The organism is Salmonella enterica subsp. enterica serovar Typhimurium str. LT2, from assembly GCF_000006945.2.
In the GTDB taxonomy this organism is placed as follows: Bacteria; Pseudomonadota; Gammaproteobacteria; order Enterobacterales; family Enterobacteriaceae; genus Salmonella; species Salmonella enterica.
This window is the reverse complement of sequence record NC_003197.2, coordinates 4,428,352-4,441,994: the sequence shown is the minus strand read 5'-3', so window position 1 is coordinate 4,441,994 and position 13,643 is coordinate 4,428,352. Positions and strand designations below refer to the sequence as shown.

14 protein-coding genes and 13 other annotated features are annotated in these 13,643 nt (G+C 53.3%); of the genes, 12 read left to right on the top strand and 2 right to left on the bottom strand.

Translation table 11 applies throughout. From position 1 onward, the window contains the following. Positions 1-168 precede the first annotated feature (168 nt). The gene (pgi, locus tag STM4221) for a glucosephosphate isomerase (RefSeq protein NP_463086.1) occupies positions 169-1,834 on the bottom strand. Within the gene, positions 169-1,818 belong to an annotated coding region; the region does not span the whole gene. Next, positions 1,829-1,834 (bottom strand) — a ribosome-binding site (putative RBS for pgi; RegulonDB:STMS1H004128). Its footprint overlaps the gene before it by 6 nt. 319 nt (positions 1,835-2,153) lie before the next feature. After that, positions 2,154-2,159, top strand: a ribosome-binding site (putative RBS for lysC; RegulonDB:STMS1H004127). On the opposite strand from pgi, the gene lysC reads away from it, so the two are divergent. Further along, positions 2,154-3,512 (top strand): lysine sensitive aspartokinase III gene (gene lysC / locus STM4220; protein NP_463085.1). Within the gene, positions 2,163-3,512 belong to an annotated coding region; the region does not span the whole gene. (Overlaps the previous feature by 6 nt.) Positions 3,513-3,644: 132 nt before the next feature. Here lysC and STM4219 read toward each other — a convergent pair. Next, positions 3,645-3,852, bottom strand: a protein-coding gene (locus tag STM4219) for a putative cytoplasmic protein (protein NP_463084.3). Within the gene, positions 3,645-3,848 belong to an annotated coding region; the region does not span the whole gene. Then, positions 3,847-3,852, bottom strand: a ribosome-binding site (putative RBS for STM4219; RegulonDB:STMS1H004126). Its footprint overlaps the gene before it by 6 nt. A 707-nt stretch (positions 3,853-4,559) precedes the next feature. Next, positions 4,560-4,565, top strand: a ribosome-binding site (putative RBS for STM4218; RegulonDB:STMS1H004125). On the opposite strand from STM4219, the gene STM4218 reads away from it, so the two are divergent. The 11 genes from STM4218 to STM4208 all read left to right on the top strand — a co-directional run bounded on the left by STM4218 (position 4,560) and on the right by STM4208 (position 13,641). Then, positions 4,560-4,855 (top strand): putative inner membrane protein gene (locus STM4218; protein ID NP_463083.1). Within the gene, positions 4,568-4,855 belong to an annotated coding region; the region does not span the whole gene. (Overlaps the previous feature by 6 nt.) Beyond that, positions 4,852-4,857, top strand: a ribosome-binding site (putative RBS for STM4217; RegulonDB:STMS1H004124). Its footprint overlaps the gene before it by 4 nt. Next, the gene (locus STM4217; protein ID NP_463082.1) for a putative soluble lytic murein transglycosylase occupies positions 4,852-5,463 on the top strand. Within the gene, positions 4,858-5,463 belong to an annotated coding region; the region does not span the whole gene. Its footprint overlaps the feature before it by 6 nt. The genes STM4218 and STM4217 overlap by 4 nt, the downstream gene beginning before the upstream one ends. Positions 5,464-5,469: 6 nt before the next feature. After that, positions 5,470-5,475, top strand: a ribosome-binding site (putative RBS for STM4216; RegulonDB:STMS1H004123). Then, positions 5,470-5,790, top strand: a protein-coding gene (locus STM4216; protein ID NP_463081.1) for a putative inner membrane protein. Within the gene, positions 5,476-5,790 belong to an annotated coding region; the region does not span the whole gene. It overlaps the preceding feature by 6 nt. A 152-nt stretch (positions 5,791-5,942) precedes the next feature. Continuing rightward, positions 5,943-5,948: a ribosome-binding site (putative RBS for STM4215; RegulonDB:STMS1H004122), on the top strand. After that, positions 5,943-6,405 (top strand): putative cytoplasmic protein gene (locus STM4215; protein ID NP_463080.1). Within the gene, positions 5,950-6,405 belong to an annotated coding region; the region does not span the whole gene. It overlaps the preceding feature by 6 nt. Then, positions 6,395-6,400: a ribosome-binding site (putative RBS for STM4214; RegulonDB:STMS1H004121), on the top strand. It overlaps the preceding gene by 6 nt. Then, positions 6,395-6,599, top strand: a protein-coding gene (locus STM4214; RefSeq protein ID NP_463079.1) for a putative cytoplasmic protein. Within the gene, positions 6,402-6,599 belong to an annotated coding region; the region does not span the whole gene. Before STM4215 ends, STM4214 begins: the two co-directional genes overlap by 11 nt. Further along, positions 6,582-6,587 (top strand) — a ribosome-binding site (putative RBS for STM4213; RegulonDB:STMS1H004120). (Overlaps the previous gene by 6 nt.) After that, positions 6,582-8,016 (top strand): putative phage tail sheath protein gene (locus STM4213; protein ID NP_463078.1). Within the gene, positions 6,589-8,016 belong to an annotated coding region; the region does not span the whole gene. Before STM4214 ends, STM4213 begins: the two co-directional genes overlap by 18 nt. After that, positions 8,009-8,014: a ribosome-binding site (putative RBS for STM4212; RegulonDB:STMS1H004119), on the top strand. (Overlaps the previous gene by 6 nt.) After that, the gene (locus STM4212) for a putative phage tail core protein (protein NP_463077.1) occupies positions 8,009-8,540 on the top strand. Within the gene, positions 8,016-8,540 belong to an annotated coding region; the region does not span the whole gene. The genes STM4213 and STM4212 overlap by 8 nt, the downstream gene beginning before the upstream one ends. Before the next feature lie 553 nt (positions 8,541-9,093). Next, positions 9,094-11,448, top strand: coding sequence for a putative phage tail protein (locus tag STM4211; RefSeq protein ID NP_463076.1), 2,355 nt, complete (start codon positions 9,094-9,096; stop codon positions 11,446-11,448). Further along, positions 11,443-11,448, top strand: a ribosome-binding site (putative RBS for STM4210; RegulonDB:STMS1H004118). It overlaps the preceding gene by 6 nt. Then, the gene (locus tag STM4210) for a putative methyl-accepting chemotaxis protein (RefSeq protein NP_463075.1) occupies positions 11,443-12,401 on the top strand. Within the gene, positions 11,448-12,401 belong to an annotated coding region; the region does not span the whole gene. The genes STM4211 and STM4210 overlap by 6 nt, the downstream gene beginning before the upstream one ends. Further along, positions 12,393-12,398, top strand: a ribosome-binding site (putative RBS for STM4209; RegulonDB:STMS1H004117). It overlaps the preceding gene by 6 nt. Then, the gene (locus STM4209; protein NP_463074.1) for a putative inner membrane protein occupies positions 12,393-12,610 on the top strand. Within the gene, positions 12,401-12,610 belong to an annotated coding region; the region does not span the whole gene. The genes STM4210 and STM4209 overlap by 9 nt, the downstream gene beginning before the upstream one ends. Further along, positions 12,591-12,596, top strand: a ribosome-binding site (putative RBS for STM4208; RegulonDB:STMS1H004116). Its footprint overlaps the gene before it by 6 nt. After that, the gene (locus STM4208; RefSeq protein NP_463073.1) for a putative cytoplasmic protein occupies positions 12,591-13,641 on the top strand. Within the gene, positions 12,598-13,641 belong to an annotated coding region; the region does not span the whole gene. The genes STM4209 and STM4208 overlap by 20 nt, the downstream gene beginning before the upstream one ends. The last annotated feature ends 2 nt before the right edge of the window (positions 13,642-13,643 follow it).

The following is a 13,643-nucleotide window of genomic DNA, read 5'->3' as shown; positions in this document are numbered from 1 at the left end:
TATAAAACTGTGGGGATAAAGACGGACAAGCGGAATTATCTTATAAAAAAAGCCGATGTGAATATCGGCCTTTTTATTATCTTATTCTCTTTTTGCCGGATGGCGGCGAAACGCCTTACCCGGCCTACAGACGCTATGCATTACGTAGACCGGATAAGCGCAGTGCCATCAGGCGCGCCAGGCTTTATAACGGTTAATCAGACCGTTAGTAGAGCTATCATGGGACGAAATAGCTTTATCATCGCCCAACTCCGGCAGAATACGGTTAGCCAACTGTTTACCCAACTCAACGCCCCACTGGTCGAAAGTAAAGATGTTCAGGATGACGCCCTGCGTAAAGATTTTATGCTCATACAACGCAATCAGTGCGCCCAGGCTGAACGGCGTAATTTCGCGCAGCAGGATAGAGTTGGTCGGGCGGTTGCCTTCAAACACTTTGAATGGCACAACGTGTTCAAGCTGCGCCGGATCTTTACCCTGATCGCGATATTCCTGCTCAACCACCTCGCGGGATTTACCAAACGCCAGCGCTTCGGTCTGCGCGAAGAAGTTAGACAGCAGCTTCTGATGATGATCGGATAGCGGGTTATGGGTGATAGCCGGGGCGATAAAATCACACGGCACCATTTTAGTACCCTGGTGAATCAATTGATAAAACGCGTGCTGACCGTTGGTGCCTGGTTCGCCCCAGATAATTGGGCCTGTCTGGTAATCCACGGCGTTGCCGTTACGGTCAACGTATTTACCGTTGGATTCCATGTTACCCTGCTGGAAGTAGGCGGCGAAACGGTGCATATACTGGTCATACGGCAGAATGGCTTCGGTTTCCGCGCCGAAGAAATTGTTGTACCAGATGCCAATCAACGCCAGCAGAATGGGTAGGTTTTTCTCCGCCGGAGTGGTGGAGAAATGCTTGTCCATCGCGTGCGCGCCGGAAAGCAGCTCGACAAAGTTGTCGAAACCGACGGACAGAATAATGGACAGCCCGATGGCAGACCACAGCGAGTAACGACCACCGACCCAGTCCCAGAACTCGAACATATTGGCCGTGTCGATACCAAATTCGCCGACCGCTTTGGCGTTGGTGGAGAGCGCAGCAAAGTGTTTCGCCACGTGTTTTTCATCGCCTGCAGTTTTCAGGAACCAGTCGCGCGCGCTGTGGGCGTTGGTCATGGTTTCCTGGGTGGTGAAAGTTTTCGACGCGACCAGGAACAGCGTGGTTTCAGGGTTCACTTTCTTCAGCACTTCAGCGATGTGGGTACCATCGACGTTAGAGACGAAGTGCATAGTCAGATGATTTTTATACGGACGCAGCGCTTCGGTCACCATGAACGGGCCGAGGTCGGAACCGCCGATACCGATGTTCACCACGTCGGTGATGGCCTTACCGGTGTAGCCTTTCCACTGACCGGAGATAATCGCTTGCGAGAAAGTTTTCATCTTCTCAAGTACGGCGTTCACTTCCGGCATCACATCTTTGCCGTCCACAATGATCGGCGTATTGCTACGGTTACGCAGCGCCACGTGCAGCACGGCGCGGTCTTCGGTGCGGTTGATCTTCTCGCCGGAGAACATGGATTTAATCGCGCCGGCCAGATCGGTCTCTTTCGCCAGATCCTGTAATTTTGCCAGCGTCTCTTCGGTGATGCGGTTTTTGGAGAAATCCACCAGCATCAGATCGTCAAACGTCGCGGAAAATTTAGCGAAACGGTCGCTATCGTTCGCGAAAAGCTCAGCGATCGTAACGTCTTTCATTTCATCGTAGTGTTTCTGGAGCGCCTGCCAGGCAGAAGTCTGCGTTGGATTGATGTTTTTCATTAGCAATACTCTTCTGATTTGAGAATTGTGACTGGGATCGATTGTAACGCCAGTCACAGAAAAGTGTGATTGTTTTAGTGCCGTTGCCCCAGGCACTGTCGAATGAGGATAAAAAGTATATACCCTAAATAATTCGAGGTGCAGAAAGGCGGCAAATGGGTATCGGGGTTATAAGCGCTGTTACTGAGCCTAAACTCAGCATAAAAAATCCGCATAATCCCAACGTTGACAGTCCAGGCCACAACTTTTATTTATAAATACGTTACTTGCATTTGCGCCTGCACCGGTTTCTGTTCTGCCCTTGTGCCATGGTCGCGTTTTTCATTTCCTGACACGAGGTTGATATGACAGAGATCGTTGTTTCCAAATTTGGCGGTACCAGCGTCGCTGATTTTGACGCCATGAACCGTAGCGCGGATATCGTACTTTCCGACACCAATGTTCGTTTAGTCGTGCTTTCCGCGTCTGCCGGCATCACTAACCTGCTGGTGGCGCTGGCCGAAGGGATGGAGCCCGGCGAACGTTTCGCTACGCTCGACGCCATCCGTAAAATCCAGTTCGATATCCTTGATCGTCTGCGTCATCCGAATGTCATTCGCGAAGAGATTGAACGCCTGCTGGAAAACATCACTATTCTGGCGGAGGCGGCATCGCTGGCGACATCGGCAGCCCTGACCGATGAACTGGTCAGCCACGGCGAGCTGATGTCTACCCTGCTATTTGTTGAGATCCTGCGTGAACGCGACGTACAGGCCCACTGGTTCGACGTGCGCAAAGTGATGCGTACCAGCGATCGCTTTGGTCGTGCGGAACCGGACGTCGCAGCGCTTGCGGAACTGGCCGCGCAGCAGTTGCTCCCGCGCCTGAGCGAAACGTTGGTCATTACTCAGGGCTTTATCGGCAGTGAAAGCAAAGGCCGCACCACGACGTTAGGCCGCGGCGGCAGCGACTATACGGCAGCGTTGCTGGCTGAAGCGCTCCACGCCGCGCGGGTTGATATCTGGACAGATGTGCCCGGTATTTACACCACCGACCCGCGCGTAGTGCCTGTCGCGCAGCGAATTGATGAAATCGACTTTGAAGAAGCGGCGGAGATGGCAACCTTCGGCGCAAAAGTACTGCATCCAGCCACCTTACTCCCGGCCGTGCGTAGCGATATCCCGGTCTTCGTTGGCTCCAGTAAAGATCCGCAAGCGGGCGGTACGCTGGTGTGCAATAAAACCCAAAACCCGCCGCTGTTCCGCGCGCTGGCGCTGCGCCGCAATCAAACGCTATTGACGCTGCACAGCCTGAATATGCTGCACTCACGAGGTTTCCTGGCAGAGGTGTTCGGCATTCTGGCGCGGCATAATATTTCGGTAGATCTGATTACCACTTCGGAGGTGAGCGTCGCGCTGACGCTGGATACTACCGGCTCCACCTCCACGGGCGATACGTTACTGACCCAATCCTTATTGATGGAGCTTTCCGCGCTGTGTCGGGTCGAAGTTGAAGAAGGACTGGCGCTGGTCGCGCTGATTGGCAACAACCTGTCAAAAGCCTGCGGTGTTGGTAAAGAAGTGTTTGGCGTCCTGGAACCGTTCAACATTCGCATGATTTGTTACGGCGCCTCCAGCCACAATCTGTGCTTCCTCGTGCCGGGAGACGATGCCGAGAAAGTGGTGCAAAAGCTACATCAGAACTTATTTGAATAATCGCCCTGACACGGCAGCGGGTGAGCGCTATCAGGCAATACGCTGCCGGATGGCGACGCAGGCGCCTTATCCGGCCTGTCGCTGCTCCCGGCGTATAGCGCTTGTCGCGCTATACGCCATACCCGATATCGCTTACAGCATACGCCGCTGGTGCTGTTTTTCCGTGTGGACCCGCTTAACGATTTTATAGATCCACTGCAGTGTCAAATTGTACTTTTTGGCCAGCTCCGCATAATTACGCCCATCGCACTCGCTGTAAATCTGATAATCCCGTTCCGAAGCCCGACCAGAGATACCTTTGGGAAAATAAATGCTTTGCCCGCCCCAGTTGCGCATCATTCTGTCAGCAATTGCCTGACCGGCATTTTCGGCTGACGCGCTATCAATATTCATGCTTTCAATAAGCACCTGCGACGCATGAAACGCCAGATCGTTAATAATCTCCGGAAGCCGAACCATTTCTTTTGATTTCTGAATCATATTTTATCTCCATATCCAGCACCATGCTCCCCGTGACGGCACCAAAAAGGGAAGCGTAAAAAACGGTGCAATAACTACCTATCAATACATTCAAAATATATATAAATATTTACTATCAACGCATTTAATTATAAATTAAAAAAATATATATATCGTTTTCAATTTATAATATGTATTTATTTTATAGGTGAAGTAAGCCTTCACTGATGTCATCATTTTACACAATACTGTATGCATATACAGTTAATTTTTTGCATTTTTTTCTGCGTTCGATCAAAAAGATTGCTTTCCTCACAATCGCGTGAATTTTTAAACTGACTTTAAAAATCAATAAGATAATTTTAATCAAAGATTATTATGACGCAGCAATACCGCCATCGTAGCCTGCCACAGACACATACTGACTCTCCGCAGGCAACCTCTACCCCCTGCCCCGAAAGCTTTATTTATTCGTTTATTTGTTGGCATTTGACGCCATGCGCTAAACATTTTTTAAAGTTATTTATTAAAGCCCTTTTCGTTCTTCCACTATGGGGAAAAGCGATACTTCTCTCTCAATTATCAGGAGATAGAGTATGCGAAAAATTATTGTTCCCCGACTTTCCGGCTGGCTGGTTGCCTCTGTCGTACTGTTTGCGCTTATCGGCTGGACATCATCAGCGCAAATTCCGGTCGTCATCTATAAACTCAGCCTGGTTTCGTTATCAGCGGTGCTGGGTTACTGGCTCGACCGTAGTCTTTTCCCCTGGGCACGTCCCGACTCCTTTTGCCCCTGGGAAGAATCGCTGTGCTGCGCCGCGGCGATGATTCGTCGCGCGATCATCGTTGCGGCAATTTGCCTTGCCGTCGCGCTGGGGCTGTAACGATGCGTTATCAATACGTATGCCTGGTCTGCGCTATGACTTTCTTGTCTGCCGACGCTGCCGAACCGCCGCGCGCTTCCCTGCAATGGCGCAACGAAGTGATTCGTACCGCGCGCGAAATCTGGGGGCTTAACGCCCCCGTTGCTGATTTTGCCGGGCAACTACATCAGGAATCCGGCTGGGCGCCTGACGCGCTTTCTCCGGCTGGCGCGCAGGGTATGGCGCAATTTATGCCTGCGACGGCAAAATGGGTGAGCCAGTTGTACCCGGAACTCCACGAAAACAAGCCGTTTAATCCCGCCTGGGCGATACGCGCGCTGGTACAGTATGACCGCCAGTTGTGGAAAAGCGTGTTAGCAAAAAATAGCTGCCAGCGAATGGCTTTCACTCTGAGCGCCTATAACGGCGGGCAAGGCTGGGTGAACAGAGATAAAAAGCTGGCCGCCGCAAAGGGGTTGGATGCGTCCATCTGGTTTGAACATGTAGAACGCGTTAACGCCGGGCGCAGCGCCGCAAACTGGCGCGAGAATCGTCACTACCCCAAAGCGATTTTATACCAACATGCTCCCCGTTATTTGCAATGGGGGCGGGCTAGCTGCATTCATTAATCAGAGGGAGTAATGAAACTCAGTATCGATTTTTGGGAAGTCATCTCCCTCTTACTTTCGTTTGTTGGATTAATGTTTGCTGCCGGTAAATTGCTGCTGGCGCAAATTGAAAAACGGCTGAATGAACGTTTTGAAGCACTGGAAGCTGCCCGGCGCGAATCAGAAGCGGGCTGGTCCAGGCTGGAGAGAGAATTTCTGGAATTTCGCGCCGATTTACCGCTGCATTATGTCCGCCGCGAGGATTATCTTCGCGGCCAGGCCGTTCTGGAAGCAAAACTGGATGCGCTATATAGCAAAATAGAACTGATTCAACGAGGTAACCATTAAACAAATCCCCGTCGTTTATACGCCGGGGATTTTTTATTTGTTTTAACTTTTTTCTCTAAAGGAGATTAAAAGACGCCTGATGCCTGATACATCAAAATACGTCTGAACGATAACGAAGAGAGAATATTATCTCTCCCGGTAAATCAAGGAAAACCGTATATGGAAACATTATCTGTTATACATACCGTGGCGAATAGACTACGTGAATTAAACCCTGATATGGATATACATATTTCATCAACCGATGCGAAAGTATATATCCCAACAGGACAGCAGGTAACGGTATTAATTCACTACTGCGGTTCGGTTTTTGCCGAACCAGAAAATACGGATGCCACGGTACAAAAACAACTAATCCGGATTTCCGCCACCGTTATTGTTCCGCAAATAAGTGACGCGATAAACGCGCTGGATCGTCTACGTCGCTCGTTGGGGGGCATTGAACTTCCCGACTGTGATCGTCCGCTCTGGCTGGAAAGCGAAAAATATATCGGCGACGCCGCAAACTTCTGCCGTTACGCCCTGGATATGACCGCCAGCACCCTGTTTATCGCGGAACAGGAAAGCAAGGACTCCCCCCTGCTGACAATCGTTAATTATGAGGAAATTCAATGAAATATATCTACAGTGGCCCGGCAAGCGGCGTCACGCTCGCCGACGGTCAGGAAGTCTTACTGTGGCCCAATAGCGAAATCTCGCTGCCGGAAGATAACGAGTGGGTAATCACCATGATTGCCCGCCGTCACCTGGTGCCAGTGGTTACGCAAGAAGTAGAAACTAATGAAGAGGAAATTGTCCATGGCAGCTAATTACCTGCACGGTGTAGAGACCATTGAGATCGAAACCGGCCCACGTCCGGTTAAGGCGGTTAAATCTGCGGTTATTGGTCTGATCGGCACCGCGCCATGCGGCCCGGTTAACCAGCCAACGCTGTGCCTTTCTGAAAGCGACGCGGCACAGTTTGGCCCAGGTCTGGCAAATTTCACCATCCCGCAGGCGCTGAAGGCGATCTACGATCACGGCGCAGGGACGGTCGTGGTGATTAACGTGCTGAATCCGGCGGTACACAAAAGTACCATTCCCAGTGAAACCGTGAAGGTTGATGACAACGGTCAGATTCAACTCAAGCACGGGGCCGTGCAAACGATGAACATTGGCCGCAGCACGAACGCCGGAAACGCTTATATCAAAGGCACCGATTACACCATTGATATGCTGACCGGTAAAATCACCTGCATGGGGACCAATCTGAAACCCGGCGTTCAGGCCTATGTAAATTATACTTACGCGGACCCCACCAAAGTGACTGCCGCCGATATTGTTGGCGCGGTAAACACGGCGGGTGACCGTACCGGCATGAAGCTGTTACAGGACACCTGGAACCAGTTTGGTTTTTACGCGAAGATCCTGATTGCGCCGGTCTTTTGTACGCAAAACTCGGTCGCCGTTAAGCTTATCGCTCAGGCAGAAGCGCTGGGAGCCATTACCTACATTGATGCGCCCATCGGCACGACTTTCCAGCAGGTTCTGGCAGGGCGCGGTCCGCAGGGGGCGATTAACTTCAATACCAGTTCCGATCGCGCGCGTCTGTGCTATCCGCACGTTAAAGTGTACGACAGCGCGACGAACAGCGAAGTCCTGGAGCCGCTCTCCTCTCGCGCCGCTGGCCTGCGTGCCAAAGTGGATCTGGAAAAAGGCTTCTGGTGGAGCAACTCCAATCAGGAAATTCAGGGCATTACCGGCGTAGAGCGCTCGCTGTCAGCGATGATCGACGATCCGCAAACCGAAGTGAATCAACTGAATGAAAACGGCATCACCACCATCTTCAACAGCTATGGCTCCGGTTTGCGCCTGTGGGGCAACCGTACCGCCGCCTGGCCGACGGTTACTCATATGCGTAACTTTGAGAACGTGCGCCGTACTGGTGATGTGATTAACGAATCGATTCGCTATTTTAGCCAGCAATACATGGATATGCCGATTAATCAGGCGCTGATCGACGCGCTAACCGAATCGGTGAACACCTGGGGCCGCAAGCTGATTGCCGACGGCGCGTTGTTGGGCTTTGAATGCTGGTACGACCCGGCGCGTAACGAACAGACTGAACTGGCAGCCGGGCATCTGTTGCTGAGCTACAAATTCACCCCGCCGCCGCCGCTGGAACGTCTGACGTTTGAAACCGAAATTACCTCTGAATATTTAGTTTCTCTGGAGAGCAATCGCTAATGGCTGGAAAAATTCAAATTAACCGTATTACCAACGCCAATATTTATCTTGATGGTAATAATCTTTTAGGTCGCGCGAGTGAAATTAAACTGCCTGATATCAGCATGATTATGCAGGAGCATAAAGCGCTGGGGATGGTCGGTAAAATTGAACTGCCTGCCGGTTTTGACAAACTGGAAGGTGAAATTAAATGGAACTCGTTTTACCACGACGTCATGCGTAAAACGGCAAATCCGTGGCAGGCGGTGGCATTGCAGTGCCGCTCCAGCATCGATTGTTATAACTCGCAGGGTAAAGCGGATCAGTTAGCGCTGGTGACGCATATGACCGTAATGTTTAAAAAGAACCCGCTGGGAACGTTTAAACAGAATGAAAACCCGGAATTCAGCAGCGCCTTCGGCTGCACTTATATTAAACAGGTGGTTGACGGTGAAACGCTTCTTGAACTGGATTATCTGGCGAATATTTTCCGCGTAAATGGCGCGGATCAATTAAATGCCTACCGCAATAATATTGGCGGTTAATTACTTCGGGGCTACGGCCCCGAATTTAACACGACGAATAAGGACTATACCATGAACGAAAAATATACCCTGCAGTTCCCGTTTACCTCCGCCGCCGGGGAACGTATCGACGTTCTGCAATTACGTCGCCTGAAGGTAAAAGATATGCGCGCCGCGCGACGCGCCAGCGATAAACCGGAAGAGTGGGATGAGCCGCTGATGGCGGCTATGACCGGGCTGGTAACCGAAGATCTGGCGGAAATGGATCTGCTGGACTATCAGGCATTGCAGAAACGATTTCAGTCCATGCTTAGCATGGCTACAGAACCCACAGCAACTGTGGCAGGCAATGGCGCTGCTGGCGAGGTGGTTTCGCTTTCCGCCCAGTGAAATTGACGCGCTGTCGGTTGACGATTTTACCTGCTGGCTGGACGAAGCCAGCGCGCAAATTAAACACGAATACGACTCGCAGGCTTAATGCCTGCGGGTTTCCTGACCCAAGCCCGGTTCACTCCTTCCCTGTCCTTTTTCCGGCAAGCAGCCTGTTACCGGGCAACTTATACGAGACACTATTTTGGCCAACGACATTATTACCCAGCTTCAGGCGCGTAATGAGACGTTGACGCAGGCAATAGCCCGTTACGGCTCACTCAACGCCAGCACGCTGCACACGCTCAGCTTTGAGCAAACAAAAGTCACCCGGCTTACGCAACAGCTCGCTAACTCCGCCCTTCGCCGGGAAGAGAACGATAAACAGCGCGCCGGGTTGCTGGAAAAAACACAAACGTTCGCCGGACAGCTCGGCAAGCTCCTGAACGTTGAGACTCCCGACTGGAAGCTGCCTTACGAATTTCAGGGCAACATGGTCGATATGGCGGCGAAGGGCGGCATGGATAACACCGCGCGGGACGCCCTGAGCCTGAATATCCGCGACTGGAGCCTTGATTTCAATCAAGATCAAAAAGATCTGCAAAGCACCGCCGCCACGATGATCGAAGGCGGCGTCAGCGCATTGCAGGATCTTAGCCGCTACATGCCCGATATCGCCAAAGCCGCGACCGCCTCCCGCGACAGCGCGCAAAGCTGGGCGCAGGCGGCTCTGGCCACTCGCGACAAACTGAACATCGCCCCTGACGACTTCCGTTTTGCGCAAAATATGCTGTACAGCGTGGCAAAAAGCGGCGGCGGCTCCGTTGCAGAGCAAACCCAGTGGATTAACGCCTTTGCCGGAAAAACCGGCGCTCAGGGGAAAGAAGGCATTGCGGAACTGACCGCAACGATGCAAATCGCCATGAAAAATGCCCCTGACGCAGGCGCGGCGGCAGCGAATTTCGACCATTTCCTGAAATCCGCCTTCTCGAAAGAGACGGACAGTTGGTTTGCCCGCCAGGGCGTGGATCTTCAGGGATCGCTGCTGGAGCATCAGCAAAATGGGATCGGCGTGACGGAAGCGATGACCCACATCGTGCAGATGCAACTGGAGAAAATGAACCCGCAGATCCTCGACACCTTCAGGCAAACCATGAAGATTGAGGATCTTTCCGCGCGCGGCGACGCGCTACAGGCCATGGTGGAGAAATTTAACCTCGGCGCGATGTTCGGCGATGCGCAAACGCGGGATTTTCTCGCCCCGATGCTGGCGAATATGGACGAATATCGCCAGCTAAAAGCCTCCGCAATGCAGGCGGCGGGGCAACATGTTATTGATGATGACTTCGCCGCGAAAATGACATCGCCCGGAGAACAGACCAAAGCGTTACAACTTTCACTTAACGATCTGTGGCTGACCGTCGGCCTGGAACTGATGCCCGCCATTGGCGAACTGGCGCAAAGCATCACGCCGCTGGTGCGGCAGTTCAGCGCCTGGCTGCGGGAAAATCCGGCGCTGGTGCAAGGGGTCGCTAAAGTCGTTAGCGTTATCTGGCTGTTCAACGGGGCGCTGAATATTCTCAGGCTGGGAGCAAACCTCATTGCGTCACCGTTTATTCGCCTGATCGATATCTTCCTGAAGGTCAAAGCCGGTCTGGCGCTGGGCGGCGGCAGTCGCGCGCTGTCGGTTCTGAAATCGTTTGGCAACGGTGCGAAAAGCCTGACGATGCTGCTGGGAAACGGCCTGATAAAAGGGCTACGGCTGGTCGGCCAGACGTTTATCTGGCTGGGTCGGGCGCTGCTGATGAACCCTGTCGGCCTGACTATCACCGCTATCGCAGGCGCCGCCTATTTACTTTATCGCTACTGGGAACCGATTTCCGGTTTCTTTGCCGGAGTCTGGGAGCGCATCAAAACCGCCTTTGACGGAGGCATTGCCGGCGTCACGCGTCTGATTCTCGACTGGTCGCCGCTGGGGTTGTTTTACCGCGCCTTCGCCGGCGTACTGGACTGGTTTGGCATTGAACTCCCCGCCAGTTTCAGCGAATTTGGCGGCAATATTCTCGATAGCCTGATCAACGGCATTCTGAATGCGCTTCCTTTCCTGAGCGGGGCGATTGAGAAGATAAAAGCGCTGATCCCCGACTGGGCGAAAAGCGCGCTGGGCATCAGCGCTGAAATGCCGTCTGTCGCCGCCGCCGTCCCCGGTATTGCCGGAACAATGGTCGCGCAACAGGCCAGCGCGCCGCTGGCATCGGGAGCGAAAGCGGTGACAACCTCGGCCAAAACGATGGCCTCGCCGCAGCCTGTGAAGACGAAAAGCGCCGCCACGCCGCCGACGCCAGCCGCGCTTCCCGGCAAATCCGGCGGGAAACCTTATACGCTGCCCTCCCGCGCGCAAAGCAACGTGCAGGTACACTTTTCCCCGCAGGTTACCGTGCAGGGAAGCGGCGCGAATGCCGCCAAAGATATCAACAACGTGCTGTCGCTGAGCAAACGCGAGCTGGAGAGAATGATTAACGATGTCATGGCGCAGCAACGGCGCCGGGAGTACGCATAATGTATGCCGTATTAGGCGAAATAGAATTTGACGTCGTCGCTTACTGGGACGAATTTGAAAGTACGATGGGCGTGGATTACACCAGCCATGCCCGTATTGAAGGGAAACCGGGCGTGCAATTTATCGGCGATAAGCTGGACAAAATCACCCTGAAATTCAACTTTCATAGTCAGTATTGCCAGCCGACCACCGAGCTGAACCGTCTGCGGGAAGCGATGACCGCGCACCAGGCGATGGCGCTGGTGTTCGGCAACGGCGATTATCGCGGCTGGTTCGTGATTACCGATCTGACCGCTACCCACCAACACACCGATCCTTACGGTAACGTCATTGCCCAGGGCGGCAGTTTGTCGCTACAGGAGTACACCGGCGATCCGAAGAGCCCGCTGCTGCCTCCGGCCATCACCACCCAGGAACCGAACATTGACGAGATGTTGGATGAGCTTCCCGACGTTAACGATTCCTGGTTCGATGAACTGCTGAGCGTCGTTGAAGAGGGTATGCGTGAAGCCAAAGAGATGATGGATGAGGTGGCCGACGCCATTGATGACATCAAAAAAACGATCGCCCAGGCGAAAGAACTGGTGAAGGAAGCCAAAGCGCTGAAAGAAAAATGCGGCGATATCGTCGATTCGCTGAAAAAAACCATGAGTTCGATAGACGCGCTGTTCCAGCAGCCGCTGGATTTGCAAACGCTGGCCGGGCTGCCGAAAGCGCTGGCGGCGAAAATGCAGGAACTGATCGACAGCCTGCCGGGGATCCGCGAATGCGCGGGCGATGCCGGCACGCTTATCGAACACGCCGAATCGCTGTTTGACGCTATCACCAGCAGCGTCGCGGAAGCGACTTACGACAGCGCCGCGACGCTGGTCAATCAGGCGCGCGGCACGCTGCAAACAAGCGCTCCTGACGTGAGCCAGCTTGCCGCTGCCGATATTACGAGGAGTCTGTAATGCGCTACCTTGAACATGTCACCACCGACGGCGAACGCTGGGATAATCTCGCCTGGCGCTATTACGGCGATGCGCTGGCCTACGAACGCATCATCGCGGCCAATCCGCACGTCGCTATTATGCCGGTTTTACCGTCAGGCGTGCGGCTGATCATCCCGGTTATCAGCGTCACGCAAACGACCCCGGAGCTACCGCCATGGCTGAGATAACGGTATCCGGCGGGGTGTTCGCCACCCTGACGCCCATTTTTACCCTTTGGTACGGACATAAAGAGATCACTTACGACATCGCGCCTTATGTCACCAGCATCAGTTACAGCGACAGTATTAAAAACGAGTCGGATGTCATTGCCATTGCGCTGGAAGATAGCACCGGGCGCTGGGTAAACGAATGGTATCCGGGAAAAGGCGACACGCTGGCGCTGCGCCTGGGCTACCAGGGCGAAGATCTGCTCGATTGCGGAATCTATGTCATTGATAAAATTGATATCAGCGCGCCGCCTTCGACGGTCAATATCGACGGTATCGCCACCTCGGTCAGCAAAGCGCTACGCACCAAAAACAGCCAGGGCTTTGAGGAGACTACGCTTTCCGCCATCGCCAGTCGCATCGCGCAAAAACACGGTTTAACGCTGGCGGGCAAGATTGCGCCGCTGACGATTGATCGGGTCACGCAATATGCCGAAACCGATGTAGCGTTTCTCAAACGGCTGGCGAGTGAATATGGCTATACCGTGAAAGTGACGGCGACGGAGCTGATCTTTTCGCATCTGCCGACGCTGCGCTGTCTGGCGCCGGTGAAGACGCTCAGGCGGACGGATGTTTCGCACTACACGTTCAAAGATACCATCAACCGGATCTACAAAAACGCCACCGTGCAGCATCAAAATAGCAAGCAAAAAGAACTGGTTATTTATACCCATGATAGCCAGGAAAAGACCTCGGCGCGCGGTGCGGCGACCAGCGCCGATACCCTGAAGATCAACAGTCGCGCTCCGGATACCGGCGCGGCGCAGGCTAAAGCCAATGCCGCGCTGGACAGCCACAACGAATACCAGCAGACCGGCACGCTCAGCTTGATGGGCTGCCCGCAGTTGACGGCGGGCAACAAGATAGAACTGAGCGATTTTGGCGTACTTTCCGGGCAGTGGCTGATTGATAAATCCATGCACAAACTCACGCGCAGCGGCGGCTACACTACCGAAATCGACATTTCACGCGGACCGGCAACCAGCCAGTAAGG

Excerpts from the sequence above, each read along its gene's own strand:
- pgi (NP_463086.1), bottom strand. The coding sequence starts at position 1,818 with ATGAAAAACATCAATCCAACGCAGACTTCTGCCTGGCAGGCGCTCCAG.
- lysC (NP_463085.1), top strand. The coding sequence starts at position 2,163 with ATGACAGAGATCGTTGTTTCCAAATTTGGCGGTACCAGCGTCGCTGAT.
- STM4219 (NP_463084.3), bottom strand. The coding sequence starts at position 3,848 with ATGCGCAACTGGGGCGGGCAAAGCATTTATTTTCCCAAAGGTATCTCT.
- STM4218 (NP_463083.1), top strand. The coding sequence starts at position 4,568 with ATGCGAAAAATTATTGTTCCCCGACTTTCCGGCTGGCTGGTTGCCTCT.
- STM4217 (NP_463082.1), top strand. The coding sequence starts at position 4,858 with ATGCGTTATCAATACGTATGCCTGGTCTGCGCTATGACTTTCTTGTCT.
- STM4216 (NP_463081.1), top strand. The coding sequence starts at position 5,476 with ATGAAACTCAGTATCGATTTTTGGGAAGTCATCTCCCTCTTACTTTCG.
- STM4215 (NP_463080.1), top strand. The coding sequence starts at position 5,950 with ATGGAAACATTATCTGTTATACATACCGTGGCGAATAGACTACGTGAA.
- STM4214 (NP_463079.1), top strand. The coding sequence starts at position 6,402 with ATGAAATATATCTACAGTGGCCCGGCAAGCGGCGTCACGCTCGCCGAC.
- STM4213 (NP_463078.1), top strand. The coding sequence starts at position 6,589 with ATGGCAGCTAATTACCTGCACGGTGTAGAGACCATTGAGATCGAAACC.
- STM4212 (NP_463077.1), top strand. The coding sequence starts at position 8,016 with ATGGCTGGAAAAATTCAAATTAACCGTATTACCAACGCCAATATTTAT.
- STM4210 (NP_463075.1), top strand. The coding sequence starts at position 11,448 with ATGTATGCCGTATTAGGCGAAATAGAATTTGACGTCGTCGCTTACTGG.
- STM4209 (NP_463074.1), top strand. The coding sequence starts at position 12,401 with ATGCGCTACCTTGAACATGTCACCACCGACGGCGAACGCTGGGATAAT.
- STM4208 (NP_463073.1), top strand. The coding sequence starts at position 12,598 with ATGGCTGAGATAACGGTATCCGGCGGGGTGTTCGCCACCCTGACGCCC.